Origin of the sequence: Aeromonas sp. ASNIH2 (assembly GCF_002934795.1) — a bacterium.
In the GTDB taxonomy this organism is placed as follows: Bacteria; Pseudomonadota; Gammaproteobacteria; order Enterobacterales; family Aeromonadaceae; genus Aeromonas; species Aeromonas caviae.
Genome location: NZ_CP026406.1, coordinates 4,722,661 through 4,747,108, shown reverse-complemented (window position 1 = coordinate 4,747,108; position 24,448 = coordinate 4,722,661). Strand labels below are relative to the sequence as shown.

The 24,448-nt window shown below is 60.3% G+C and carries 19 protein-coding genes and 1 pseudogene; 11 read left to right on the top strand and 9 right to left on the bottom strand.

Annotation, left to right across the window (positions count from 1 at the left end; genetic code table 11):
- Window positions 1-211 precede the first annotated feature (211 nt).
- The 3 genes from C3F36_RS22570 to C3F36_RS22560 all read left to right on the top strand — a co-directional run bounded on the left by C3F36_RS22570 (window position 212) and on the right by C3F36_RS22560 (window position 6,733).
- Window positions 212-5,053, top strand: coding sequence for an NAD-glutamate dehydrogenase (locus tag C3F36_RS22570; RefSeq protein ID WP_104455942.1), 4,842 nt, complete (start codon window positions 212-214; stop codon window positions 5,051-5,053).
- Between the two features lie 47 nt (window positions 5,054-5,100).
- Window positions 5,101-6,111 (top strand): quinone-dependent dihydroorotate dehydrogenase, encoded by a 1,011-nt coding sequence (pyrD, locus tag C3F36_RS22565; RefSeq protein ID WP_039040791.1) that lies wholly within the window; start codon window positions 5,101-5,103, stop codon window positions 6,109-6,111.
- Between the two features lie 85 nt (window positions 6,112-6,196).
- A complete protein-coding gene (locus C3F36_RS22560; RefSeq protein ID WP_041211431.1) occupies window positions 6,197-6,733 on the top strand; it encodes a cell division protein ZapC in 537 nt (178 codons plus the stop codon).
- Window positions 6,734-6,946: 213 nt separating this feature from the next.
- Here the strand turns inward: C3F36_RS22560 and C3F36_RS22555 are convergent, their stop codons facing one another.
- Window positions 6,947-7,894 (bottom strand): IS30-like element ISAs2 family transposase, encoded by a 948-nt coding sequence (locus tag C3F36_RS22555; protein WP_019706001.1) that lies wholly within the window; start codon window positions 7,892-7,894, stop codon window positions 6,947-6,949.
- Between the two features lie 333 nt (window positions 7,895-8,227).
- Here C3F36_RS22555 and rlmKL point away from each other — a divergent pair, with 333 nt between their 5' ends.
- The 5 genes from rlmKL to rmf all read left to right on the top strand — a co-directional run bounded on the left by rlmKL (window position 8,228) and on the right by rmf (window position 14,604).
- Window positions 8,228-10,399 carry a bifunctional 23S rRNA (guanine(2069)-N(7))-methyltransferase RlmK/23S rRNA (guanine(2445)-N(2))-methyltransferase RlmL gene (rlmKL, locus tag C3F36_RS22550; protein WP_052814621.1) on the top strand — a complete coding sequence of 724 codons (2,172 nt, stop codon included), beginning with the start codon at window positions 8,228-8,230 and terminating at the stop codon, window positions 10,397-10,399.
- Complete coding sequence (locus C3F36_RS22545; protein ID WP_039040794.1) at window positions 10,399-10,626, top strand: glutaredoxin family protein; 228 nt, start codon at window positions 10,399-10,401, stop codon at window positions 10,624-10,626. Before rlmKL ends, C3F36_RS22545 begins: the two co-directional genes overlap by 1 nt.
- A gap of 72 nt (window positions 10,627-10,698) precedes the next feature.
- Window positions 10,699-12,609 (top strand): ATP-binding cassette ATPase Uup, encoded by a 1,911-nt coding sequence (gene uup / locus C3F36_RS22540; protein ID WP_104455941.1) that lies wholly within the window; start codon window positions 10,699-10,701, stop codon window positions 12,607-12,609.
- Window positions 12,610-12,617: 8 nt separating this feature from the next.
- On the top strand, window positions 12,618-14,267 hold the full coding sequence (locus tag C3F36_RS22535; RefSeq protein ID WP_045524876.1) for a DUF3466 family protein: 1,650 nt from the start codon (window positions 12,618-12,620) through the stop codon (window positions 14,265-14,267).
- Between the two features lie 157 nt (window positions 14,268-14,424).
- Window positions 14,425-14,604, top strand: a complete 180-nt coding sequence (gene rmf, locus C3F36_RS22530) for a ribosome modulation factor (RefSeq protein WP_005315693.1) — start codon at window positions 14,425-14,427, stop codon at window positions 14,602-14,604.
- Window positions 14,605-14,684: 80 nt separating this feature from the next.
- On the opposite strand, the gene fabA is transcribed toward rmf, so the two are convergent.
- The 5 genes and pseudogenes from fabA to merR form a co-directional block, all read right to left on the bottom strand.
- The gene (gene fabA, locus C3F36_RS22525) at window positions 14,685-15,245 is read right to left on the bottom strand and encodes a 3-hydroxyacyl-[acyl-carrier-protein] dehydratase FabA (RefSeq protein WP_010674758.1); all 561 of its coding nucleotides are present in this window, start codon (window positions 15,243-15,245) and stop codon (window positions 14,685-14,687) included.
- 78 nt (window positions 15,246-15,323) lie between these two features.
- Window positions 15,324-17,303, bottom strand: coding sequence for a Lon protease family protein (locus tag C3F36_RS22520; RefSeq protein WP_045524875.1), 1,980 nt, complete (start codon window positions 17,301-17,303; stop codon window positions 15,324-15,326).
- Window positions 17,304-17,509: 206 nt separating this feature from the next.
- Window positions 17,510-18,805, bottom strand: a complete 1,296-nt coding sequence (locus tag C3F36_RS22515; RefSeq protein WP_045524874.1) for a tyrosine-type recombinase/integrase — start codon at window positions 18,803-18,805, stop codon at window positions 17,510-17,512.
- Between the two features lie 280 nt (window positions 18,806-19,085).
- Window positions 19,086-19,295 (bottom strand): annotated as a pseudogene (locus C3F36_RS22510) (YebG family protein); the annotation flags it as partial.
- A 91-nt stretch (window positions 19,296-19,386) separates the two neighbouring features.
- Complete coding sequence (gene merR, locus C3F36_RS22505) at window positions 19,387-19,785, bottom strand: Hg(II)-responsive transcriptional regulator (protein ID WP_010466370.1); 399 nt, start codon at window positions 19,783-19,785, stop codon at window positions 19,387-19,389.
- Between the two features lie 74 nt (window positions 19,786-19,859).
- Here merR and C3F36_RS22500 point away from each other — a divergent pair, with 74 nt between their 5' ends.
- Genes C3F36_RS22500 through C3F36_RS22490 form a run of 3 tightly spaced genes read left to right on the top strand, consistent with a single transcriptional unit; the run spans window position 19,860 to window position 20,718 of the window.
- On the top strand, window positions 19,860-20,210 hold the full coding sequence (locus C3F36_RS22500) for a mercuric transporter MerT family protein (protein ID WP_003089115.1): 351 nt from the start codon (window positions 19,860-19,862) through the stop codon (window positions 20,208-20,210).
- 12 nt (window positions 20,211-20,222) lie between these two features.
- A complete protein-coding gene (gene merP, locus C3F36_RS22495; protein ID WP_003150552.1) occupies window positions 20,223-20,498 on the top strand; it encodes a mercury resistance system periplasmic binding protein MerP in 276 nt (91 codons plus the stop codon).
- Between the two features lie 7 nt (window positions 20,499-20,505).
- The gene (locus C3F36_RS22490) at window positions 20,506-20,718 is read left to right on the top strand and encodes a GDCCVxC domain-containing (seleno)protein (RefSeq protein WP_003089113.1); all 213 of its coding nucleotides are present in this window, start codon (window positions 20,506-20,508) and stop codon (window positions 20,716-20,718) included.
- 12 nt (window positions 20,719-20,730) lie between these two features.
- Here C3F36_RS22490 and C3F36_RS22485 read toward each other — a convergent pair whose 3' ends face one another.
- The 3 genes from C3F36_RS22485 to C3F36_RS22475 are packed head-to-tail and all read right to left on the bottom strand — an operon-like array spanning window position 20,731 to window position 24,377.
- Window positions 20,731-23,724 carry a Tn3 family transposase gene (locus C3F36_RS22485; protein WP_003299771.1) on the bottom strand — a complete coding sequence of 998 codons (2,994 nt, stop codon included), beginning with the start codon at window positions 23,722-23,724 and terminating at the stop codon, window positions 20,731-20,733.
- Window positions 23,725-23,727: 3 nt separating this feature from the next.
- Entirely contained in the window at window positions 23,728-24,138 is a 411-nt protein-coding gene (locus C3F36_RS22480; RefSeq protein WP_003463562.1) for a putative toxin-antitoxin system toxin component, PIN family, read from the bottom strand.
- Window positions 24,138-24,377: a ribbon-helix-helix domain-containing protein gene (locus C3F36_RS22475; RefSeq protein ID WP_003089107.1), complete on the bottom strand. Its 240-nt coding sequence runs from the start codon at window positions 24,375-24,377 to the stop codon at window positions 24,138-24,140. The genes C3F36_RS22480 and C3F36_RS22475 overlap by 1 nt, the downstream gene beginning before the upstream one ends.
- Window positions 24,378-24,448 lie beyond the last annotated feature (71 nt).

The following is a 24,448-nucleotide window of genomic DNA, read 5'->3' as shown; positions in this document are numbered from 1 at the left end:
GCGGCATCCAGTGCGATTTTCTGAATTTTGCCAACTTGGCAAAATTTATCACAACCCAAGCCGTGATCTGTCCCTTGTTTTTAACATCCCGTTATCACCTTTGCTCGCCTTCCTTGATCCAAGCCATTACACTTCGCTGCAACTCTGTACCGGCGCGCATCCTGGGTGGATGTCGCCGTGTCTGTGATGTCGTCCGATAAGGAAACTAGCAATGGCATTGAAAGACGCCCCTACATCCGTTCTGCTCGAAAACGTTCTCAGTCTGATCCACCAGAAATTGCCGAAAAACAGTGCCTCCCTGGTCGAATGTTTCGTTGCCAAGTTCTACGGCAACATGGCCAGCACTGATCTGCATGACCGCAATGACAGCGATCTCTATGGCGCCGCCCTCAGTCTGTGGAATGCCCTCAACCACCGTACCGGCATCGAGCCCTATATCCGGGTCTACAACCCCGAGCTGACCCGCCACGGATGGCAGTCTCCTCATACCATCGTCGAGATCATCCTGCAGGATTCCCCCTTCCTGGTGGACTCCATCCGCATGGCGCTCAAGCGTCTCAATATCACCGCCCACATGATGCTTCACCAGCCGCTGCACCTGATCCGCGGCGAAGGCGGCAAGATTGGCGCCATCCTGGATCTGGACAACACCGCAGAGCAGACCTCGGTGGAAACCGCCTTTCTCATCGAAATCGATCACCTGACCGGTGAAGAGGAGATGGACGCCCTGACTGCCGAGCTCAACTCGGTCGCGCGGGAAGTGGCCCTGGCGGTGGGAGACTGGCAGCCCATGCTGGCGCGCCTGAACGAGATCATCGAGGAGCTGCCCAAACGCAAGAACCCGGTCAGCCAGGCCGAGGTGGACTCCTGCGTTGCCTTCCTCAAATGGGTGGCCGCCCACAACTTCACCCTGATGGGTTATCGTCGCTACGATGTCAAGGCGGTGGAGGGGGATCACGAGATCCTGCCGCAGCCCGAGTCCAGCCTGGGGCTGATGAAGAACTCCATCAAGGACGAAGGCCAGCGCCTCGGCATCATGCCCGCCAGCGCCCGTCACGCGGCCCTCAGTTCCAACTTGCTGATCCTCACCAAGTCCAACAGCAAGTCCCGGGTACATCGTCCGGCCTATGTGGACTACATCGGCATCAAGCGTTTCGACGAGCACGGCAAGGTGGTGGGAGAGGATCGCTTCATCGGCCTTTATGCCTCCTCCATCTACAACACCAGTGCGACCCAGATCCCCCTCATCAGCCACCGCCTCGAGCGCATCATGGCCGCCTCCGGCTTTGAATCGGGCTCCCATGCCTACAAGGCGTTGCTGAACGTGCTGGAAACCTACCCGCGCGACGAGCTGATCCAGGCCCGTGAAGAGGAGCTGCTGGCCACCGGTCTCGGGGTGCTGGAGATGCAGGAGCGGGACATGCTGCGCCTGTTCGTGCGCCGCGATGTCTACGGCCGCTTCTTCTCCTGCATGGTCTATGTCACCAAGGAGCGCTACAACACGGCGCTGCGAGTCAAGACCCAGCAGATTTTGCAGAAATATTTTGGCAGCAGCATCGATGTGGAGTTCAACGTCTACTTCACCGAGGGCGTGCTGGCACGGACCCACTACATAGTGCGGGTCAACAACAACAACGTGGATGTGGATGTGAACGAAGTACAGAACAACCTGATTGAAGCGGCCCGCAGCTGGGATGACCGCCTGGATTCCGTGCTGCTTTCCCACTATGGCGAGGCCCGCGGCAACGAGCTGCGCCGCCGTTTCAGCACCGCCTTCCCCCGCGCCTACAAGGAAGATGTGCTGCCGGGCTCTGCCGTCGCGGACATCATGGCCCTGGATGGATTGAGCGAGGCCGAGCCGCTTGGCATGCTGTTCTACCGCGCCCAGGAGGAGGAGAACGATCGCCGGGTACGCCTCAAGCTGTTCCACCGAAGCGAACCCATCCACCTCTCAGACGTCCTGCCCATGCTCGAAAACATGGGGCTGCGTGTCATCGGCGAGACCCCGTATCAGGTACGGACCCCCACTGGCGAGGTGTTCTGGATCCTCGATTTCTCCATGCTGCTGCGCGGTGAGCAACCGTTCGATCTGGAGCAGAGCCAGCAGCGCTTCCAGCAGGCTTTCGCCGCCATCTGGAACAAGACCCTGGAAGATGACGGCTTCAACCGTCTGGTGCTGGGGGCCGGCCTCACCGGTCGTCAGGTATCCGTGCTGCGGGCCTATGCCAAATACATGCGCCAGACCGGCGTCTCCTTCAGCCAGTCCTACATCGAGGAGACCCTGACCCGTTATCCGGACATCGCCCAACTGCTGTTCACTCTGTTCGAACAGCGCCTGGATCCGGCCATCAAGCAGGATGCCAAGGCGCAGGCCAAGCTGCACGAGGAGCTTGCGGCCAAGCTGGATCAGGTCGCCAACCTGGATGACGATCGCATCATTCGCCGCTATGTGGAGATGATCGACGCCACCCTGCGCACCAACTACTACCAGCTGGACAAGGCGGGCAACATCAAGCCCTACATCTCCTTCAAGCTGGCCCCCTCCAGCATCACCGACATGCCGCTGCCGCTGCCGAAGTTCGAGATCTTCGTCTACTCCCCGCGAGTGGAAGGGGTACACCTGCGTTGGGGCAAGGTGGCCCGTGGCGGCCTGCGCTGGTCCGATCGCAAAGAGGACTTCCGCACCGAAGTGCTGGGTCTGGTAAAAGCCCAGCAGGTGAAGAACACCGTCATCGTGCCGGTGGGCGCCAAGGGCGGCTTCTATTGCAAGCAGATGCCGGCAGGCGCCCCCCGTGCCGTCATCCAGGAGGAGGGCAAGGCCTGCTACCGTCTGTTCATCCGCGGCCTGCTCGATGTGACCGACAACATCATTGGCGGCGAGGTGATCCCGCCAAAATCCGTGGTGCGTCACGACGAGGATGACTACTACCTGGTCGTGGCGGCCGACAAGGGCACTGCCACCTTCTCCGACATCGCCAACGAGATAAGCCTCGAATACGGCCACTGGCTCGGCGATGCGTTCGCCTCCGGCGGCTCAGTGGGCTATGACCACAAGAAGATGGGCATCACCGCCCGCGGCGCCTGGGAATCGGTCAAGCGCCACTTCCGTGAGATTGGCATCAACTGCCAGACCACCGACTTCACCTGCGTGGGGATAGGTGACATGGCCGGCGACGTGTTCGGCAACGGCATGCTGCTCTCCGAGCACATCCAGCTGGTGGGCGCCTTCAACCACATGCACATCTTCGTCGACCCGACCCCGGATGCGGCCGGGAGCTTCGTCGAGCGCAAGCGCCTGTTCGAGCTGCCCGGCTCCAGCTGGGATGACTACAACCGTGAGCTCATCTCCAAGGGGGGCGGCATCTTCCTGCGCTCTGCCAAGTCCATCAAGCTGAGCCCGGAAATGCAGACCCTGCTCGGCACCGACAAGAGCGGCATGGCCCCGAACGAGCTGATCAAGGCGCTGCTCTGCCTGAACGTCGACCTGCTCTGGAACGGCGGCATCGGCACCTATGTGAAGAGCGCCCGCGAGAGCGACGCCGATGTCGGGGATCGCAGCAACGACGTGCTGCGGGTCAATGGTCGTGACCTGCGTGCCCGCATCGTGGGCGAGGGTGGCAATCTTGGCTTCACCCAGCTTGGCCGGGTGGAGTACGCGAGCCAGGGTGGTCGCATCAACACCGACTTCACCGACAACGTGGGCGGGGTGGATTGCTCCGACAACGAGGTCAACATCAAGATCCTGCTCAACCAATTGGTGGCCGCCGGGGATCTGACTCTCAAGCAGCGTAACCAGATGCTCTACGAGATGACGGATGCGGTGGCCCAGGTGGTCATCACCAACGCCTACCGCCAGTCACAATCCATCTCGGTGACCGCCTTCCGTGGTGCTGAGCAGCTGAAAGAGCAGCAGCGCTTCATCCAGGGGCTGGAGCGGGAAGGCAAGCTGGACCGGGCGCTCGAGTTCCTCCCCTCCGACGAGGAGCTCTCCGAGCGGATGGCGGCAGGGCAGGGGCTGACCCGACCCGAGCTGGCGGTGCTGGTGGCTTACGGCAAGATGGTTCTCAAAGAGCAGCTCAACTGCCCGGAAGTGACCGAAGAGCCCTTCCTCGCCAACATGCTGGTCACCAGTTTCCCGACCCCGTTACAGCAGCAATTTGGCGCTGCCCTGGCCCAGCACCCGCTGCGAGGCGAGATCATCGCGACCCGGGTGGCCAACATGCTGGTCAACGACATGGGGCTCAACTTCGCCAGCCGGATGAAGGACGAGACCGGTGCCTCGGTGGCGGAAGTGGCCTGCTGCTTCGCCATGGCCCGGGAAGTGTTCGGCCTCGGCGCCCTGTGGCGTGACATCGAAGGGTGTGACAACGGGGTGGATGCCCAGACCCAGCTCGAGCTGATGTTCTACAGCCGCCGCATCGTACGCCGCACCACCCGCTGGTTCCTGCGCGCCCGCAACCGCAGCTGGAGCATCGGCGAGAACATCGCCTTCTTCCGCCCGGCCTTCGAGACCCTGAGTCAGCACCTTTATGAGGTAATGGACGAGAGCGAAGTGGCCGAACACAGCCAGGCGGTCGCCGCCCTGATGGAGAAACAGGTGCCGGAGGCCATCGCCCGTCGCGTGGCCCACATGAGCAGCCTCTTCTCCTGCCTGGATCTGGCGCAGATTGCCGCGGAGCACAAGACCGATATCCTGCGGGTTGCCAACGTCTACTACCGCCTGGGTGCCAAGCTGGATCTGCACTGGTTCCTCGAACAGATCAACCATCAGCCGGTGGGCAACCACTGGCAGGCGATGGCGCGGGCCTCCTTCCGCGAAGATCTGGACTGGCAGCAACGCAGCCTCACCTCCGTGGTACTGGAAGGGTGCAAAGAGCAGGGGGAATGCGCTACCATACTGGCCGACTGGATTTCGGAGCATGAGCAACTCTTGTCCCGTTGGACCCACATGTTGGCCGACTTCAAGACCACGAGCACGCACGAGTTCGCCAAGTTCTCGGTGGCCTTGCGAGAGTTGAACCTGCTCCAGTTGAATTGCCGAACCTCGGCATAACCCCAAAAGCCCCGGCCAGTTGCCGGGGCTTTTTTTAAGGAGCAAGCATGCTGTACCCACTCGCCAGGCATTTCCTGTTCAAACTCAATCCGGAGCAGGCTCACGATCTCTCCATCAAATATTTGCCCCGCCTTCTCGGTACCCCGCTTGATTGTTTCTTCCGCCATTCTCTGCCCAAACGCCCCGTCACCGTCATGGGGCTTAATTTTGCCAATCCGGTGGGGTTGGCCGCCGGTCTGGATAAAGACGGGGAGTGCATCGATGCCTTCGGCGCCATGGGGTTCGGTTTCATCGAGGTCGGTACCGTGACCCCCAGACCCCAGAGCGGCAATGACAAGCCTCGTCTCTTCCGGGTGATCCCGGCCGAGGGGATCATCAATCGCATGGGATTCAACAACAAGGGAGTCGATCACCTAGTGGCCAAGGTGAAAGAGGCCAAATATCAGGGGGTGATCGGCATCAATATCGGCAAGAACAAGGACACCCCCATCGAGCAGGGCAAGGATGATTACCTTCTCTGCATGGACAAGGTGTATGACCACGCCGGTTATATTGCGGTCAATATTTCCTCGCCAAACACCCCGGGTCTGCGTCAATTGCAATATGGCGATGCACTGGATGAACTGCTGGCCGCATTGAAACAGCGTCAACAGGAGCTGGCCGAGAAATATAAAAAGTATGTGCCGCTGGCCGTGAAAATTGCCCCGGATCTGTCACTCGATGAAATAGATCAGGTAGCCGCCTCTTTGATCAAGAACCGTATTGACGGTGTCATCGCCACCAATACCACTCTGGAGCGGGAGATGATATATGACATGCCCCATGCCGCAGAGGCTGGCGGGCTCAGCGGTCGTCCGCTCCAGCACAAGAGCACCGAGGTGATCCGCCACCTGGCCAAGGCCCTCGACGGCGCCCTGCCCATTATCGGTGTGGGTGGTATCGACAGCGCCATGGCGGCTCGGGAAAAACTGGCAGCGGGTGCCAGTCTTGTCCAGATTTACAGCGGCTTTATTTATAAAGGGCCGAGTCTGGTCAAAGAGATCGTTACCCATATTTAAAAAATAACCGGTTGCCCTTATTTAACGTTGCTCAAATTCTCGACATGGAATAAAGTCGAGGGACGGCTTAGATAAGGGCACCACCATGTGTATTCAACCCAATGACAATTGGCAGTGGCATTATGACGCTCAGGATGATCGCCTGATGCTGGATTTGTCCGATCGCATGATATTTGCCACCGAATATAAAGGTCGACAACTTGTTCCCTGTTCTTTCACCACCCAGCCTTTTTGTGTGGATGATGCCGCCCTCTATTACCAGTTGATGGACAAGGCCGCTGAACTCGACTGGAGTACGCCCCACCAGGTCCAGCTGGTCCTCAATGCCATCGCCGTCAGCCGTTTTTATAAACCCCTGATGCCGCAAAGCTGGTTCTTTCATGAACAGCAGGCTCATGTTATTCCAGAGATGGGATCCCTGGTGTGGATGGATACTCCCCACGGTCGGGGGGAATTCATGGTCATCGAAGCCGGCGATCAGGCGAGCGTTTGCCTGAACCTGACCGACGAACTGGTGCTGACCAACAGCAAGACGCTGCCGCGCTTTGCAGTGATCAAGGTGATGAATAACCGGATGCAAGCCAGAGTCCGGGCACAGACACAATATCGGGAAGTGGGCTGACGATGGGGCCGTTATATGGCGACGAATAAGTCCGTTATAGGCCTGCTATATTAGTCTGATATTTAAGCGCTCAGTCTCTCTCTTGTTCCATTATTTGTCTTTTTCCTTCGTCTGGTCGTCACGACCATTTTCTGCCCGGTCCGGGCAAGATTTTCGAATTCTTTACGAATGTGATGGTAGACCGCGAATTCAACTTCGAAGTGCGACACTCGCCTATGCCGCCTGACGGTACTCTTCGAATACCTTGACAGGCTGCCTGAATCCGAGACATTTCCGAGGTCGTAGGTTGAGCCACTGCTCCGCTCTCCTGACATCCTCGTCCGTGACCTCTCTCAGGTCTGTTCCCTTTGGGATAAACTGCCTCAACAGCCCATTGCTGTTCTCGTTCAGACCGCGCTCCCACGAAGAGTAAGGGTGCGCAAAGTAAGTCTCGGCACCCAGCGCTTCCTCTATCGCCTTGTGTTCGGCAAACTCGCCGCCGTTGTCAAAGGTGATGGTATGCACCTGCTCGATGTAGGGCGTTAACATCTCGATTATCGCATCCCGCACCACCCCAGCCTGTTTGCTCGCGACCCGCTTGACCAGATAGAGCCGGCTCTTGCGCTCCACCAGGGTGACCAGTGCACCTGTGCCTTGCTTGCCCAGCACCGTGTCCGCCTCCCAATCACCGAGCCGCTCCCGGCTATCGACGATAGCCGGCCGTTCATCAATAGAGCGGGCTTCCTTGATGGGAGAACGCAGGCTGCTCGCCCCCTTGCGGTAGCGCTTGTGGCCCTGGCGCAGATGGCGGTACAACTGGCCACCCCGGGCTTTGTCGGCGGCCACATGGCGGTATATCCACTCGTGACTCACCATGAGGCCTATCTGCTTGCCCACCGCGCTTATCTGCTCCGGGCTCCACCACCAGGCGAGTGTCAGCTCGACAAACTGGATGACATCGGCAGATAGCCGAGATTTGGCCGCACTGGCCCGTCGGTGGGTGGCGTGCTGATGCGCATTGTCTGGCTGGTAGCCCTGCGGCCCGGCGTTACGACGCAGCTCCCGGTAGAGGGTGGAGCGATGAACGCCAATGGCGCGTGCGGTGGCAAGGATGGACATCCCCTGTGCGCGAAGCACCGATAACTGGTATCGTTGCCCCTCGGTCAACTGCTGATAGCTCATGGTGATACTGCTTTTACTTTGGCGAGCAGAAGGGTACCACCAATCAGCAGTTGGCCACCTCTCGCCATTCATCCATGAGTGTCGCACTTATTATCTGAATTCCCGTACTGCTTTTACTTTGGCGAGCAGAAGGGTACCACCAATCAGCAGTTGGCCACCTCTCGCCATTCATCCATGAGTGTCGCACTTATTATCTGAATTCCCGGACAACTGCCAGCCAGGAGCGGGATCCTGTCGCCCGCAAGGGGGAGGGGAGCGTTTGCCGCGCCTCTTGCCGTTTATATGGCGCCTTTGTCCAAGGTTCGAGTGCCGAGCGCGGGCCGATAAGGTATAATGCGGCACTATTTTTATGGCATCCCCGTGAGCGTGATGAAAGAATTTTTTGCAACCTGCCCCAAAGGGCTGGAAAACCTGCTGGCCGTCGAGCTGACCAATCTGGGTGCGGAGCAGGTCCGTGAGACCGTGGCCGGCGTCCACTTCAAGGGCGAACTGGCCATCGGTTACAAGGCCTGTCTGTGGAGCCGCTTTGCCTCCCGAATCGTGCTGGTGCTCTCCGAGTTCCAGATGAACGATGATCTGGACCTCTACCTCGGGGCCCATACCATTCCCTGGGAAGAGCACTTCTCCGGTACCGCCACCATCGCGGTGGACTTTACCGGTACCAACGCCTCCATTCGCAATACCCAGTACGGCGCCCTGAAGATCAAGGACGCCATCGTCGATCGCTTCACCAAGCGCGGCCACGTGCGCCCGGATGTGGACAAGAAGTCTCCGGACATTCGCATCATGGCGCACCTTGGCAAAGGCAAGGCCAATATCACGCTGGACTTGTCAGGCCCGGCGCTGCACCAGCGCTTCTATCGCCAGGGCACCGGCGAGGCGCCCCTCAAAGAGAACCTGGCTGCGGCCATGATTGCCCGCAGCGGTTGGGCTGGCGAGCCCATGATGGACCCCATGTGCGGCTCCGGTACCCTGCTGATTGAAGCGGCCTTCATCGCTGCCGACATGGCGCCTGCGCTGCGCCGTGAGCGCTTCGGTTTCGATCGCTGGCTGCAACACGATGGTGAACTGTGGCAGAGTCTGATGATGGAAGCCCAGGTGCGTGCCAAGCGCGGCATGCAGCGCTGCGAGGTGAAACTGTTCGGTTGCGATGCGGATACCCGGGTCCTGATGAAGGCCCGTGACAACGCCAAGGCCGCCGGCGTGGCCCATCTCATTACCTTCAAGCAGGCCGATGTCACCAAGCTGGAAAATCCGCTGCCGATGCCGGCTGTGGAAGGAGAGAGCCGTCAGGTCGGCATGCTCATCTCCAACCCGCCCTATGGCGAGCGTCTCGGTGAATTCCCGGCGTTGCTGGAAGTGCATCAGGCCCTTGGCGATGCCCTGCGCCGCGGCTTCCAGGGGTGGAAGGTCACCATTCTCTCCGCCTCTCCCGAACTCCTGAGCTGCCTGCGCTTGCGTGCCGACAAGCAGTATCGCCTGTTCAACGGCGCCCTCGAGTGCCAGCTGCGCAACTATCAGATCGCCCTCGATGCCGTCGCTTCCCAGAAAGAGGTGGCCCAGGACTTTGCCAACCGTCTGCGCAAGAATCTGAAGACCCTCGAGAAATGGGCGAGCAAGGAGAACCTCGATTGCTACCGCCTCTATGACGCGGACTTGCCGGAGTACAACGCTGCCATCGACCGCTATCAGGATTATCTGGTGGTACAGGAGTACGCGGCGCCCAAGGACATTCCCGCCCAGAAGACCCGCCAGCGTCTGCTGGACATGGTGCAGGCCGCCATCAAGGTGACCGGCATGGACGGCGAGAAGGTGATCCTGAAGGTGCGCGAGCGCCAGGAAGGCAAACAGCAGTACCAGAAGCTCTCCGAAGAGCAGCACCGGATGGAGGTCCAGGAGTACGGTGCACGCCTCTGGGTCAACCTCTACGACTATCTGGACACCGGCCTCTTCCTCGACCATCGCCAGACCCGCCGCATGCTGGGCCAGATGGCTCGGGGCAAGCGCTTCCTGAACCTCTTCGCCTACACCGGCAGTGCCACCGTGCACGCGGGGCTCGGCGGCGCCCGCGAAACCACCACGGTGGACATGTCGCGCACCTACCTCAACTGGGCCCAGGACAACATGCGCCTCAACTCGCTGGTGGGCCGCGAGCACAAGTTCGTGCAGGCGGACTGCCTGAAGTGGCTCTCCGAGGCGGACGAACAGTACGACCTCATCTTCATCGATCCGCCCACCTTCTCCAACTCCAAGCGGATGGACGAGAGCTTCGACGTGCAGCGGGATCACCTGCTGTTGATGCAGCACCTCAAGCGCCTGCTCGCGGCGGACGGCACCCTGGTCTTCTCCAACAACAAGCGCCACTTCAAGATGGACTTGGCCGGCCTTGACGCCATCGGTCTCAAGGCGCAGAACATCACGAACAAGACCCGGCCCAAGGACTTCGAGCGCAACCAGCATATCCACAACTGCTGGATCATCACCCACGCCGAGGCACAAGGCTGATGCTGACCCTGTTTCACACCGACGGCTGCCACCTGTGCGAACAGGCGTGGGCGCTGGTGGAACAGGCCGGGATGGCCGCGCAGACCCGCCGCTGCGACATCCTGGAAGAAGAGGCCTGGCTCGAGGCTTACCGGGTGCGCATCCCGGTGCTGCAAGACAGTGCCGGCCGGGAGCTGGGCTGGCCTTTCACCCTGGGAGAGCTGCAAGGCTGGCTGGCACAGGGGTGAGCAGGATTTGACGACAAAACGGGGGCAGACTCACGCTGCCGCCCGTTTTTTCATAAGCAACAAGGAACAAACATGGCTCTTTTGACATTGCACGGCGCGTCCCTGTCGTTCAGTGATTTTCCGCTGCTCGACCATGCCGAGCTCACCATAGAGCGGGGCGAGCGCCTCTGTCTGGTGGGTCGCAACGGGGCGGGCAAGTCTACCCTGATGAAGGTGATTGCCAGCGAACTGCCGCTGGACGACGGCCGTCTGGTGTTGCAACAAGATTTGAAAGTGACCCGCCTCGAGCAGGATCCGCCTGCTTCGAGCGAGATCACCGTGTTCGATTACGCCGCAGAAGGGCTGGCCGGGGTAGGGGAGCTGCTCAAGCAGTACCACCATGTCTCCCACGCCCTGGCGCACGACCCTTCCGATGCCAACATTCGCACCATGAGCCAGTTGCAGGAGCAGCTCGACTATCAGAACGGCTGGCAGTACGAGACCCGCATCAATCAGGTGCTGACCCTGCTCGATCTCGACCCTGATGTGACGCTCGACAGTCTGTCTGGCGGCTGGCTGCGCAAGGTGGCTCTGGCCCGCGCCCTGGCGTGTGATCCGGATCTGTTGCTGCTGGACGAGCCGACCAACCACCTGGACATCGATGCCATCAACTGGCTGGAAGAGTTCCTCAAGGACTTTCGCGGCGCCATCGTCTTCATCTCCCACGACCGGGAGTTCATCCACAAGCTGGCGACCCGGATCATCGATCTCGATCGCGGCGTGATCACCTCCTGGCCCGGCAACTATGACGAATATCTGCAAGGCAAGGAGGAGTGGCTGCGGGTCGAGGAGCTGAAAAACGCCGAGTTCGACCGCAAGCTGGCCCAGGAAGAGGTATGGGTGCGCCAGGGGATCAAGGCGCGTCGTACCCGCAACGAGGGACGGGTGCGGGCCCTCAAGGCGATGCGCATGGAGCGCACCCAGCGCCGGGAGTTGCAGGGCAAGGCCAAGCTGCAACTGGACGAGGCGGGCCGCTCCGGCAAGCTGGTGTTCGAGACCGAGGGGCTGGGGCTGGACTTTGGTGATCGCACCCTGTTCCAGGGACTGGATCTGCAGGTGCTGCGCGGGGACAAGATTGCTCTGGTGGGCCCCAACGGCTGCGGCAAGTCGACCCTGATCAAGCTGCTGATGGGCCAGCTCGAGGCGAGCCGTGGCTCGGTGCGCCAAGGGACCAACCTGGAAGTGGCCTACTTCGATCAATACCGTGAGCAGCTCGATCCCGAGAAGACGGTGGTGGACAACGTGGGGGAGGGCAAGCAGGAGGTGATGGTTCGCAGCCGCTCCCGCCACATCCTCGGCTACCTGCAGGACTTCCTGTTCGAGCCCAAGCGGGCGCGCACCCCGGTCAAGGCCTTGTCAGGGGGCGAGAAAAACCGTCTACTGTTGGCCAAACTCTTCCTCAAGCCCAGTAACTTGTTGATTCTGGATGAACCAACCAACGACCTGGATGTCGAAACGCTGGAATTGCTGGAAGAGCTGCTCACCGATTACCCGGGCACCCTGCTGCTGGTCAGCCACGATCGCCGTTTCATCGACAATACCGTGACCGGCTGCTGGCTGTTTGAAGGGGATGGACGGATCAGCGATTATGTAGGGGGCTACGCCGACATGATGGCCACACGAGCCCTGCAGGCCGCCCAACAGTCGGCCAAGCCGTCCCCGGTCAAGGTGGCAGAGCCTGTCGCGTCGGCAGCGGAGCCTGCGAAAAAAACACGAAAACTCTCTTACAAGTTGCAACTGGAGCTGGATAATCTGCCAGCCCGGCTGGAACAGTTGGAAATGGAACTCGATGCCCTGCAGGTCGAGATTAACCACCCCGGTTTCTTCTCCCTGCCAGCAGAGCAGACCCAGCCCAAACTGGATGCATTGAATGCGGCAGAGGCCGCATTGGAACACGCCTTCTCCCGTTGGGAGGAGTTGGAAGCGTTGAAACATCAAGACTAAGGAAGTAGATGAAAAAGCAATTATCCATGCTGGCCATCCTGGTCGGCGCCAGCCTCAACGCGCAGGCGGCACAAAGCTCCTTTTTCACCATCGTCGATGACGAAGTCAAAGGCTATGCCAGCGGGATCAGCGGCGATGCCAACGGCCTCATCGGGCTCAACACCAAGAACAACATGGCGGAATACTTCTCCACCGTGCGGTTTGCCGACTTCCTGGTCGATCGTTTCCGTTTCGAGCAGGGTTGCATGCTCTCCAACTCGGTCTGCAACTCCTTCTGGAGCGACAACTCGGGCTTTGCCTACCAGTGGCGTCGCGACTTCCTGGACAAGGTGGATCAACGCAGCAACCTGGGCTACGTGACCAGCTCCGAGGTCGATGGCCTGGTGACGGCCCTCGGGGATGTCCCGGAGGATCGGGTCGGTTACAAGATGAATGGCAAGCTGCGCACCGCCTTTGCCGTGGTCAATGACGGCAACCCGGTCGAGCTCAAGGATGCGGCCAGCACCCACGGCCTGAGCGTACCCACCTCCATCAAGAAGCTGGACAACGGTCAGTATCTGGTGACCGGTACCGCGGCCAGCGACAAGTATCGCCACAAGGTGGGCGGTGACTTCTACAAGTGGTGTTTCGAGACGGGCAATGACAGCCAGTACGGTGACTTCCGCTACTGCCCCGGGGTCGATACCCAGGCGAGCTTCTGGCTGCTCAACAGCTCGGGCGGGTTCAACAAGCTGATGCAGGCCGGCACCTATGGCCATCAGCGTGACGAGGTGCTGCAAACCGCCTCTGCACTGGGCGTGGCCAAGTACAACGGCACCCTCTACGGCGTGGGCTACAGCTCTACCGGCGAGGTGGGCACCGGTGATCTGGATGGTCGTAACCTCGCCAGCTACTGGACCCTGGATACGGCTGCCGGCACCGTGGGCACCACCAAGATCATCCCGCTGCCGGATGGCGAGCCTGGCAAGGACGATGCCAAGCTGCAACACAGCTGGGCCGTGGCCGTCAACGACAACGGCTACGTGATCGGCAACCAGCGCTATCGCATCAACAAGGGACAGAACCGCCCGGTGGAGATGTTCCTGTTCAACCTGAGCAAGCCGGGTACGGCGGCCAGCCTTCCTCTCCAGGACAAGCCGGTCTCGGGGGCAGGCTCGGAAGCGGCCGCCATCAACGATCACAACATGGTGGTTGGCTGGCGCGACTCCCGTCACCAGACCCAACCGGTGGTCAATGGCACCAACCGCATGCAGGAAGCCTTCCTGCTGAACGCGGCCGCCCCGGCCAACAGCTGGTATCTGAACGATCTCATCTGTGGCAAGGATGACGCCGGCAACAAGCAGTGTGCCCAGAACGGCAAGTACTATCACATCGCTTACGCGAGCGGCATCAGCAGCGACGGCACCATTGCCGCGACGGCGTATCGCTATGACAGCGAGAGCGACCTCAACAAACGCGCCAACGCCACCGTGGTCGCCGTCAAACTGACGCCGGCCGTGGCGGATTATCAGGGCAATGCCCCGGCCAGCTATGTGGTCAGCAATGCGCCGGTCAACAACCAGACCGGTCAGGATGGTGGCGAGGGCGGTGGCGGCAGCCTGTTCTGGTTGACTCTGCTGGCGCTGCCCTTTGCCTGGCTGCGTCGCTATCAGCGATAAATAAGTGTCATCAAAAATTAATGCAGTTCAGTATCTTGTGTCACAACCCCTGAATAGCATGGAATTTTTTGTTTGACCCTGCCTCCCCCCTGGGGTAAAGATGAAGGCGACCGGTGAAAAACTGGTCGCTTTTTTTGTTCCACGAAGAGGGTCGTAGATGATGAAGAGACAGAAACGGGACCGTCTGGAGAGAGCTCGCGCTCGTGGTTATCAGGCTGGCGTAGTCGGCAAACAGAAAGAAGCGTGTCCGTACCAGTGCCTGGATGCCAGGGGCCATTGGCTTGGTGGTTGGCGCGATGCCATGGAAGGGCGAGGCTCAGGCCTCTTCATGAAGTAACCGATACTTCATCACTCATTACAAAAGGAAAGGGGCCATCGTGGCCCCTTTACGTTGTCTCTGCTCACCCAGGAGCAGGATCAGAATGCGGTGGTGTCTTTGAACAGGCCCACTTTCAGATCGGTGGCGCTGTAGATGGGGCGACCATCCACTTCCACGACGCCATCGGCAATGCCCATGACCAGTTTGCGGTTGATGACGCGCTTGAAGGTGATCTTGTAGGTGACCTTCTTGGCCGTCGGCAGGATCTGGCCGGTGAACTTGACTTCACCGACACCCAGCGCACGTCCTTTGCCAGGACCCCCTTTCCAGCCCAGGAAGAAGCCGACCAGTTGCCACATGGCATCCAGGCCCAGGCAGCCGGGCATGACGGGATCGCCGGGGAAGTGGCAGTCGAAGAACCAGAGATCCGGCGTGATATCGAGTTCAGCCAGGATTTCACCCTTGCCGTGCTCGCCGCCATGGTCGTTGATCTTGACGATGCGATCCATCATCAGCATGTTGGGGGCGGGCAGCTGGCTGTTACCTTCACCAAATAATTCGCCACGGCTGCAGGCAAGCAGCTCTTCACGGGTAAAGGACTCTTTGCCTTGTTCGCACAGGGAGAGGCGGGGATCAGTGGTGTCGTTATCTAGGGTCACGCTGTTTATCCTTCATATGGGTCAAAGCCGGGCCAATTTAGCTTACAGCTGTTCGCTAAACAACTCCGATCACTTCATTTAACGGCCAAGCAGCCGATCCAGCAGGCTGCGCAGCAGGCCGCCACTCTTGGTTGCCGTGCCATTGAGTTCGTCAAGTCTCTCCTGGATGCGACCAAACAGGGTATCCGGCATGTCCGGTTCGCCAGCAACGCAGCCGGTGAGCAGCTCGATAGCCTCTTCCACGTGATCCACCGGGTGGATGTGGAACTGGCCGGCCTCTACTGCCGCGATCACTTCATCAGAGAGGTTGAGCTGCTGGGCGTTGGTGCCGGGCAGCAGAATGCCTTGCTTGCCGGTGAGACCGTGGATCTTGCACACCCGGAAGAAGCCCTCAATCTTCTCGTTCACGCCGCCAACGGCCTGCACATTGCCGAACTGGTCGACCGCACCGGTCACGGCGAAGTGCTGATAGATGGGCTGGCGGGCGAGGGCGGAGAGGAGGGCACACAGGCCGGTCAGGGAGGCGCTGTCACCATCGATCTCGTGGTATGACTGCTCGAACACCAGGTTGGCCGAGAGCGGCGAGGGGTTCTCTGCACCGAACTTGTTGGAGAGGTAGCCGTGGATGATCATCATGGCCTTGGCGTGAATGTGACCGGCGAGCTCCGCCTTGCGCTCGATGTCAGCCACATCGCCATCCCCGAGGTGGACGGTCGCGGTGAGGCGTACCGGCTCCCCGAAGTCATAGGGATGGCCGGCCACCTGGATGACGGAAAGGCCGTTGATCTGGCCAACCTCTTCACCGTCGGTCTGCAGCAGGATCTGGCCGTCGATGACACCCTGATCCGATTGCTCCACCAGATAGTTGAGGCGGTAATCCTGCTCTTCCAGGGCGAGCAGGATATGTTCGTCAGTGACGCAGGTCGCTTCCAGCTCGCGGGCCAGGCTGTCGGCCATGCGCATGATGGCGCCGAGCTGTACCTCGGAGAGGGATAGCCACTCCTGGTGGTCACACAGGCGGCTGGCATGGCGACAGAGGGCGAGGAGGGCACTTGGCGTGAAATCCAGCAGCGCCCAGCGCGCTCGCAGCCAGGCGAGATATTGCAGGAAGGCGGGGAGATCTTCCTCGATGTTCACTTCGGAGACCAGATCGGCACGCAGGAAGATGCGCTCCGCCATGTCCCTGTCCAGCATCTGGAATTCCGCCACGTCCAGCCTGTCACCGACCAGGATCAACTTGAACCGGATGGGGGTCGCTTCCGGGGTGAAGAACGGCGTCAGCGTCTTGCCTTCCTGATAGGCATTCCAGTCCAGCTCGCCTTTTTGCATGGCGTTTTTGAGCTTGAACCAGAGATGAGGCTGATCCAGCAGCTCATCGAGCTGAAGTATCAGGTAACCACCGTTGGCTTCCCGCAGCAGACCAGGTTCCAAAAGGTGCTGGTTGGCGTAAACGGAGCCTTGTTCCGTCTGATAGTTGATGGAGCCGAACAAGGTATCCCAGTTCAGGTCACGGCCGTAGACGACAGGGGCTTGCTGATCCTCATGATGGATCAGCAGGTTGATGAGCACCGGGTGCTGGAACTCGAGGCCCTGGGCGACATGGGCGGCCAGATCGGAGAGGAAATCCACGATCTTGGGGTCGTTGTTCTGTTTGCGGATGATCCGGGTGACCAGCCGCTCGGCGTCGAGATGGTGGCTCATCAGCTTGAGCAGCTCACCGACCATTTCGCAGAACTCGAAACCCGAGCCCGGTTGCAGGCGCAGCCAGATGGGCTTGAAAGGGTTGTTGAGATTCTCGGTATAACAGAGATCGAACAGGTCGCCATCCTTGCCATTCGAAGAGGCGATCAGGGTCTGGCAGACATTCTCGTAATCTGCACCGGGGAAACCGTTGAGGATCATGACCGGGCAGTCACCATCAAAACTGGCCAGCCGTTTGATACCCGAAATCGCTCTGGGTTGCAGGGCGGCAAACGGAATGGGGTCGAGTTCGCCAAGTGTGGGGAACTGCTCAATCGAGAAAGCGGGTTTTAATTGTTCTGATGTTAATTCAGCCACTTAAGACATCCGGTCGGGGATAGGATCAATTGCCACCATTATACACAGTTCGGTTGAGGGTGACAGAATACCAAGATACTTAATTTAACATAATATACATTATGCGCGGTGTAGGATTTGTGAGTCCCAGGGCATGGTCAATCAAGGATTGTCTTTAGGTCCCGCGTCTTGGTTATGAGTGCAGTTTTATTGTTCACCATTGGTTATCAATCATATGTTCGGTTCTGGTCGAGCAAGTGGTCCAGCGGCTTGCGGCTGGCACTCTCGTGACGTTCCCGGTTGCCGGTGTGCAGGTACTTGGAGGTGGTGTCGATGCTGTCATGTCCCGCATCGGCTTGTACGTGGGATAAAGGCCGGCCGTGCAGATTGATGTCATGGGTGATACCGGTGTGGCGAATGGAGTGCGGCGTCAGGGTTCGCATTTCAGCGGCATCCTGATCAAAACCGTCTTGTTCGGCAAGGCTTGCGGCCTGTTCAAATACCGCCATTACCAGGTCTCGTAGCTGGCGGATACCCAGATTGGCATTGAGTTCGCCTTGTTCGCGGCCATGGGCCGCCGCCTTGTGGCGTACGAACAGCGGTGTCTGCTCTCCGGGGGCCGGCAGTGGCGAAAGTCCAAGAAAGGTACGATAGCGAGCCAGGGCTTCGAGCAGAGCCTGAGAAACGGCCACGGTGCGACGTTTACCGCCTTTGCTGCGGGGAATGTCATAACCCCAGACGCCCGTTTTGGCGTCACGTCGAAACTGGCCCATGACGGGGCTGAAACCCGGCCTGGCCGCCACCTCGGAAATCCGCAGATAACAGGCATACATCAGACAGATTAGAAAGCGGCTGCGCTCATGTTGTGCCGGGCATTCGGCAGCGAGCTGTTCGGCGGCTTGCATCACATAGGACCATTGCAGTTCGGTGAAGGATTGCGCGTCTTCACCAGCCTCCTGGGGTCCCGCACGTTTAACCCGCTGCAGCAGGAGAGCCGGATTGCGATCCATGTACTCCTCCTGGATGAGAAACTGGAAGAAGGCGGACAAAATGGCGAGTTTTGTCTTCATCGCCTGCTCACTCAGTCGATACGGCAGCTCCCGTCCGAGTTCCCGCTTGCCAAGAAACGGACGCCACAGGGGGTTTGGCAACCGTTCCCCCCACTCCTTGTCGAGCACGAACTGGGCGACGTTGCGATAGGCAATCAGTCCGGACGGTGGCGCCTGGCAATAGTCGAGATAGCGCATCATGATGCGCCTAGTGAGATCCCTGGGGCTGATGGCCACCTCGCAAAAGCACCAGTGCAAAAAAGTGGTCAGCTCACTGCGATAGGTCTTGTAGTTGTTTTCGCTGTGGCGCTGCTCCAGCAGCCAGTCGACGGCCAGCTCATAGACGATCCCCGCGTCGGGGACCTTGCCAAGACTCAGGGTGGCGAGGTACTGGTTGACCTGGGGATTGCCCGCCTCAAGGTGGTCCACGCTATCGAACAGTGGCATGGCGGGTGGAAGTGCTGGATGAGTCATGATGGTGTGTGATGTCAGTTGAATGTTTTGAACGGGGCCGCAACCCCCTGATGCCGATAAATGGGGTTATCGGCATCAGGGCTTGCAGTGCGTCTTGGGGGCAACGATCTGAGGCACCTTGCTGTGATACCCCATGATCACGAGCAATCGGCATATTCAATGAATATGCAGTGTGGTTAGAAAGTTCTCGGGGAAAATAGTCGTGATAATGACTTAAGTTGCACTTTTCATGAATGAGATAGCGGGTTCTGCCTCACATCCCCTTCCCCGCCCTTTTGTCTCAAGCCACGCTCTTCAGGGGCTTCCCCTTTGGCAGTTCAGTATCCAGCTTGTCTTCTTTGGGGGGATTCCCCTGCCCTTTTCCACCGCGCAATACCTGCTGCAACTGATCCCGCTGCTCGGCCAGATAAAAAGCCAGACTCTCCTGCTGCTCCGGTGCAAGCGCGACCGGCGCACCCGCCAGCAGTGTCATCAGCTCATCGGCGGTGTCGGGGTTTGGGGAGCAATGGAACCAAAAACCAACGTAAGCTCTGAACCCCACCGTAAAGGGGCTTTCCGATCTCCAGCTCACCCGCCAGGCATTACTCTCTGATCAGTGCCTCGATGATCGGGCAGATCGTTCCGCCGTCTCCCGCATAACATTGCTGCACCAGTTCGCCTAACAGTTGCTGCATGACGACCAAGTCGGCCATCTTCTGCTCGATCAACGCGAGCTTGCGTGCAGCCCGTGCTCGCGTTTCGGCACAGGCGCACGACTCATCCAGCGTCAGCAGTCCACCGACTTCCGAGAGCGTGAAACCCAGCGCCTGAGCCCGCTTGATGAAACGCAGTCGCTTCACCATGTCCACCGGATAGCGCCGATGGCCACCCAAGGGTTTGGCTGGTTCATCCAGCAGCCCGCGTCGCTGGTAGTAGCGGATCGTCTCGACGTTCACCCCGGCGGCGTCTGCCAGCTTGCCAATGGTCAGCTCTGTGGCCATCACTTTCTCCTTGATTCCGTACTTTGGTACGGAGTTTAGAATAGCACCTAGGCAATCAGGCTCAGGAGATGGGAATGGGGATGCAACTCACCGGGAAAGGCTCGCTGGTCGCGAGTTCGCTGACCGCCATCGGTGCGTCGGTGTGCTGTGTCGGGCCACTGGTGCTGTTGGCACTCGGTGTCGGCGGTACGTGGGTGGGCGCTCTGACCATGATGGAGCCACTACGCCCCCTCTTCATCGGGTTGACTCTACTGTTCCTGGGATTGGCATTCCGCAAGCTCTACCTGGTGCCACAGGTTTGTACGCCAGGTACACCCTGCGCCGATCCGCGCACGCTCGTGCGACAGCGACTCGTGTTCTGGATCGTCAGCGTGCTGCTGCTCGGCCTATTGGCCGTGCCGTGGCTCGCCCCGCTGTTCTACTGAAGGAGATTAACCATGCGCAAACTGCTGATCGCCGTGCTTTTCGCCTTGCCCTTCGTGGCGCTGGCGGCTCCCCCGAAAACCGTCACGCTCGACGTGCAGAACATGACGTGCGGACTCTGTCCGATCACGGTCAAGAAGTCGCTGGAGAAGGTGTCCGGCGTGAGTGACGTCCAGGTCAATTTCGACCAGAAGACGGCGACCGTCACCTACGATCCCGATAAGGCCCAGCCCGAGGCACTGACTGAGGCGACCGCGAACGCGGGATACCCCTCCACAGTGCAGAAGTGAGGTCACGATGAGCGCCATTGTCCTTGAGTCCGTGCTGACTTGCCCGCGCTGCGGCTTCGCCAAGCCGGAAACCATGCCCACGGACGCCTGCCAGTTCTATTACGAGTGCAGCAACTGCAAGGCGCTGCTGCGCCCCAACCCAGGGGATTGCTGCGTTTTCTGTTCGTTCGGCTCGGTGAAGTGCCCGCCGATCCAGCAGCAGCTTGGGTGTTGCTCATAGCGTTTAGGGGGATCACAGGTCGTCGTCTGGATTACGCAGTGGCCGCAGCTCGCCGCGCGCAACTTCTTCCGGTACCGCAAAGGAATACCGCCCGAGCATGTTGATGTGCTCGTAGATCAGCGGCGATAGCCGGGCCAAATCCTCTTCCAGCACTGGATAGCCGTGCTGCTTGAGCCGTTCCACGGCCGCCGTCATGTAGAGGGTGTTCCACAGCACGATGATGTTCACCACCAGGCCCAGAGCACCGAGCTGGTCTTCCTGGCCTTCGCGGTAGCGCTGGCGGAGCTCGCCGCGTTTGCCGTGGAACACGGCGCGGGCCAGGCTGTGCCGGCCTTCGCCTCGGTTCAACTGGGTCAGGGTGGCGCGGCGCTTGGACTCGTCGTCGATATAGGTCAACGTGTGCAGAGTCTTTTCGATCCGCCCGAATTCGGCCAGCGCCTGGGCCAGCCGGGTGGGTCTATCTCCCGTTTGCAGCGTGCGCATGATGCCAGTCGCCGGCACCCGGCCGAGTTTGAGCGAGCCGGCCAGGCGCAGCAGGTCGTCCCAGTGCTCGGCGATCAGGTCGAGTTTGACCGACTGGCGGGCCAGCCCGTTGAGCTTGCCGTAGTCCGCGTCCGGGCGCGTGCGCCAGAAGCGGGTACCGCCGACATCGGCCAGCCGCGGACTGAAGTGGTAGCCAAGTAGGCGGAAGAGCCCGAACACCACATCGCTGTAGGCCCCGGTGTCGGTCATGATTTGCGTCGGCTGCAACTCGGTCTGCTGTTCCAGCACGACCGCCAGCAACACCAGGCTGTCGCGCAGCGTGCCGGGCACGGTGATGGCGTTGAGGCCGGAGAATTGGTCGGAAATCAGGTTGTACCAGGTGACACCCCGGCCGGTGCCGAAATACTTCGGATTGGGGCCGGCATGCACGGTGCGCACCGGTACGACGAAGCGCATGCCATCGGCGGAGGCGACCTCGCCGCCACCCCAGACTTGGGCCAGTTCCAGTTGGCTTTGCGCTCCGACCAGGATGGCGTTAGCCGCTGACAGGGTGTCGTCGCGGATATAATTCTGGCTGACCCAGGACAGCCGGTCACGGCGCAGCGCCGGGTTGTCGGTGCGGATCAAGGGCTCCAGGCCGGTGTTGCAGGCCCCGCCCAACAGCACCGCGCAGAGGCTGGTGACCAGGTTGTCGGCGCGTGCATTGCGTTCGGAGACATGGGTGAAGGCCTCGGAAAAGCCAGTGCGGGCGGCGATTTCCAAGAGGATTTCCGGCAGATCGACACGCGGCATCAGGTCAGACACGGCCGCCCGCAGTTGCAGCAACGAGCAGGGCTCGTCCAGCTTGTCCAGCGCCCCGAGCGACAGTTCGGTCTTGCCCTCGGTGTTCTCGCTCAGTTGAATCGCCGGGTTGTCGGGCAGGCGCGCGGCTACTGCCAGCCAGGTTGCATCCAGCTCGACGGACAAGGCGTCCAGGGTGGTTTTGGCGTCGATGGTCAGGCCCAGTGACCGGCAGATGATCGGTCGCGCCGCCAGCCATTCGGCACCGTCGAGCAGGCCAAGGCGCGGGTCGGCATAGCGCCAACTGGGCGAGACGAAGACATCGCGGCGGCGCAGGGCCGTGCGCAGCGCATCGAGCGTGCAGAACACATAGGCACCCATGTCGAGGGAGCCATCTTCGCGGGTGATGTGCTTCTGCCAAGCCTTGGCCACGATCTCCTGCGGCGCGTCATCCTCTGGCTTCCGGCGCGGCAGGTTCAGTTGCAGCCACTCCAGACTAGCCGCCACGCCCTTGCCGGCCGGGCTGAAGCCGAAGCGGATGTGCTTGAGCAGGTCGGGCAGGAAGCGGCGCACGCTGCGGTAGCGCGCTTCCAATGCAAGAAAATAGACGTCATCTACCGGGCGGATCAGCGCGTTGACCTCTTCCAGGGCCTTTTCCAGGGTGGTCCTCGGCAGGTCGTTGAACAGCCGGGCGCGCACGTTGTCATCGCTGATCGAGCTGTCCAGCACGACCTTGCACGCGGCGGCGAGCGTCGCGGCCGACCGATCCAGGTCTTTCAGGCTGCGCATGCGGGCTTTCTTGTCGGCCTTCTCCGCGTTGCTGAACAGGTCGCGCAGCAAGGCCTCCAGGACTTCCAGTGCGTCGTCGTGCGCAGTCGCCTCCAGGCAGAGTGCGAAGGCCACCAGTGTCGCCATCCGCCGCGACGCCGGCAGCCGATTAATCGCGGTGACCTTGGCCGTGTTGGCGAAGCGGGCCAGGGCGGCGATACGGCTGGGAGGGATGTGCGCCGCCGCCGGCAAGGTGATGCCGATGCCGCGCACGTCATCGAGCCGGCGCAGTGCCCGAATCAACGCGGGGCCACTGACCATGACCGGGCCGGAGCGCAATTGATCCAGCCGGGAGCTGCGGTTGCCTTCGGCCACCGTCAGCAAGTCTTGCAGTTGCAATCGCTGTTCCTCAGTCACGCTGCGGCCCAGCGTAAACCAGAGGCGTTCTTCGACCCGACTGCGCAACTGGGCGATAAAGCGCTCTAGTTGAGACACACCAGGCAGGAGGACTTTCTGTGTGAACAGCCACGAGGTGGCTCGCTCAAACAGCACTCCCGGCCGGTCGGTGCCCGTCCAGCAGAGGGCATACAGCCAGCGGCTCAAGCGAAAGCCGATGCCCGGATCGGTGAAATGACGATAGCCAAAGCGGTTCTGAATATCGGTGGCATGTATCCAGCGGCGATGATCGCTATAGCGCTGGAGGCAGTCGGGGTCTGGAATCGCCAGTTGTCGGCAAAGCACCTGCAGGACTTCCACCGGCACGGCGGCGGGCTTGTCCGGCAGAACGCCAACGAAGCGGACGGTGGTCAGCAGAACGGCATAACCCAGACGGTTATGGTTACCCCGCAGCACCTGGATGGCTTCACGGTCTTCATCGCTCAGGTGGAAGTAACGTTCCAGCTCTTCACGGCTGGGCGAATCAACATAGCGGCCAAAACCGTCGCGTTGCTCTTGAGTCAGAAAACCGACCGGCATTGATCACAGCACCTCGACGCAGAACACGGCGGGCGTGACGATCCGCGTGCGTTCGATGTGCCCGCGTTGCAGCAGGCCGGCGCGGCGATCACCGGTTATCAGGTAGTCCGCATCGCCCGCCAAGGCCATGGCCAGCAAAAACGAGTCATCCGGATCATCGGCTTCGACCTCGATGGTCAGGCGCTCCAGTACCACAGCCCGTTGCAGGTTATTGATCATGGCGCCCACCTTGGCGGGCTGTAGGATGGCCTGAAGCTTGGGATAGCGGCTGGCTCGACGAATTTCATCGAGTTGCATCCGCGAGGTCACCACCTCGAAACGCGCCGCCCGCCAGGCACGGTAGATCGCATCGGGCGCGCCATGTGGCGAGATCAGGGCGCTGAACAGGATGTTGGTATCCAACACGACCCGCATCAGCGCTTACGTGCCCAGTCGAGCGCTTCGTCAACCGCGTTGGTCAATTCTGCCTCACTCAGATGGGCGTTAGCGGCCTTGGCCTGCTCAGCGCTCAGCTCCAGGATGTGTGCCCGTACCGCTTCTTCGATGAAGCGCGACAGGTCGCCCTTACGGCCGCCGCCCTGGCTGGCCAGAAACATCCGAAGCGACTGGTCGGTGTCGGCCGAGACGGCGACATTCCAGCGAATGGTATTCATAGCGTTCTCCGCTAATAGGTGTTTGTGTGTTTATACGCCAATCACAAAGGGCGATGCAATGGTTCGACAAA

Bases quoted from the DNA above. Each gene is read 5' to 3' on its own strand.
- C3F36_RS22570 (WP_104455942.1), top strand. From the start codon at position 212: ATGGCATTGAAAGACGCCCCTACATCCGTTCTGCTCGAAAACGTTCTC.
- pyrD (WP_039040791.1), top strand. From the start codon at position 5,101: ATGCTGTACCCACTCGCCAGGCATTTCCTGTTCAAACTCAATCCGGAG.
- C3F36_RS22560 (WP_041211431.1), top strand. From the start codon at position 6,197: ATGTGTATTCAACCCAATGACAATTGGCAGTGGCATTATGACGCTCAG.
- C3F36_RS22555 (WP_019706001.1), bottom strand. From the start codon at position 7,894: ATGAGCTATCAGCAGTTGACCGAGGGGCAACGATACCAGTTATCGGTG.
- rlmKL (WP_052814621.1), top strand. From the start codon at position 8,228: ATGCGGCACTATTTTTATGGCATCCCCGTGAGCGTGATGAAAGAATTT.
- C3F36_RS22545 (WP_039040794.1), top strand. From the start codon at position 10,399: ATGCTGACCCTGTTTCACACCGACGGCTGCCACCTGTGCGAACAGGCG.
- uup (WP_104455941.1), top strand. From the start codon at position 10,699: ATGGCTCTTTTGACATTGCACGGCGCGTCCCTGTCGTTCAGTGATTTT.
- C3F36_RS22535 (WP_045524876.1), top strand. From the start codon at position 12,618: ATGAAAAAGCAATTATCCATGCTGGCCATCCTGGTCGGCGCCAGCCTC.
- rmf (WP_005315693.1), top strand. From the start codon at position 14,425: ATGATGAAGAGACAGAAACGGGACCGTCTGGAGAGAGCTCGCGCTCGT.
- C3F36_RS22515 (WP_045524874.1), bottom strand. From the start codon at position 18,805: ATGACTCATCCAGCACTTCCACCCGCCATGCCACTGTTCGATAGCGTG.
- merR (WP_010466370.1), bottom strand. From the start codon at position 19,785: ATGGCCACAGAGCTGACCATTGGCAAGCTGGCAGACGCCGCCGGGGTG.
- C3F36_RS22500 (WP_003089115.1), top strand. From the start codon at position 19,860: ATGGGGATGCAACTCACCGGGAAAGGCTCGCTGGTCGCGAGTTCGCTG.
- merP (WP_003150552.1), top strand. From the start codon at position 20,223: ATGCGCAAACTGCTGATCGCCGTGCTTTTCGCCTTGCCCTTCGTGGCG.
- C3F36_RS22490 (WP_003089113.1), top strand. From the start codon at position 20,506: ATGAGCGCCATTGTCCTTGAGTCCGTGCTGACTTGCCCGCGCTGCGGC.
- C3F36_RS22485 (WP_003299771.1), bottom strand. From the start codon at position 23,724: ATGCCGGTCGGTTTTCTGACTCAAGAGCAACGCGACGGTTTTGGCCGC.
- C3F36_RS22480 (WP_003463562.1), bottom strand. From the start codon at position 24,138: ATGCGGGTCGTGTTGGATACCAACATCCTGTTCAGCGCCCTGATCTCG.
- C3F36_RS22475 (WP_003089107.1), bottom strand. From the start codon at position 24,377: ATGAATACCATTCGCTGGAATGTCGCCGTCTCGGCCGACACCGACCAG.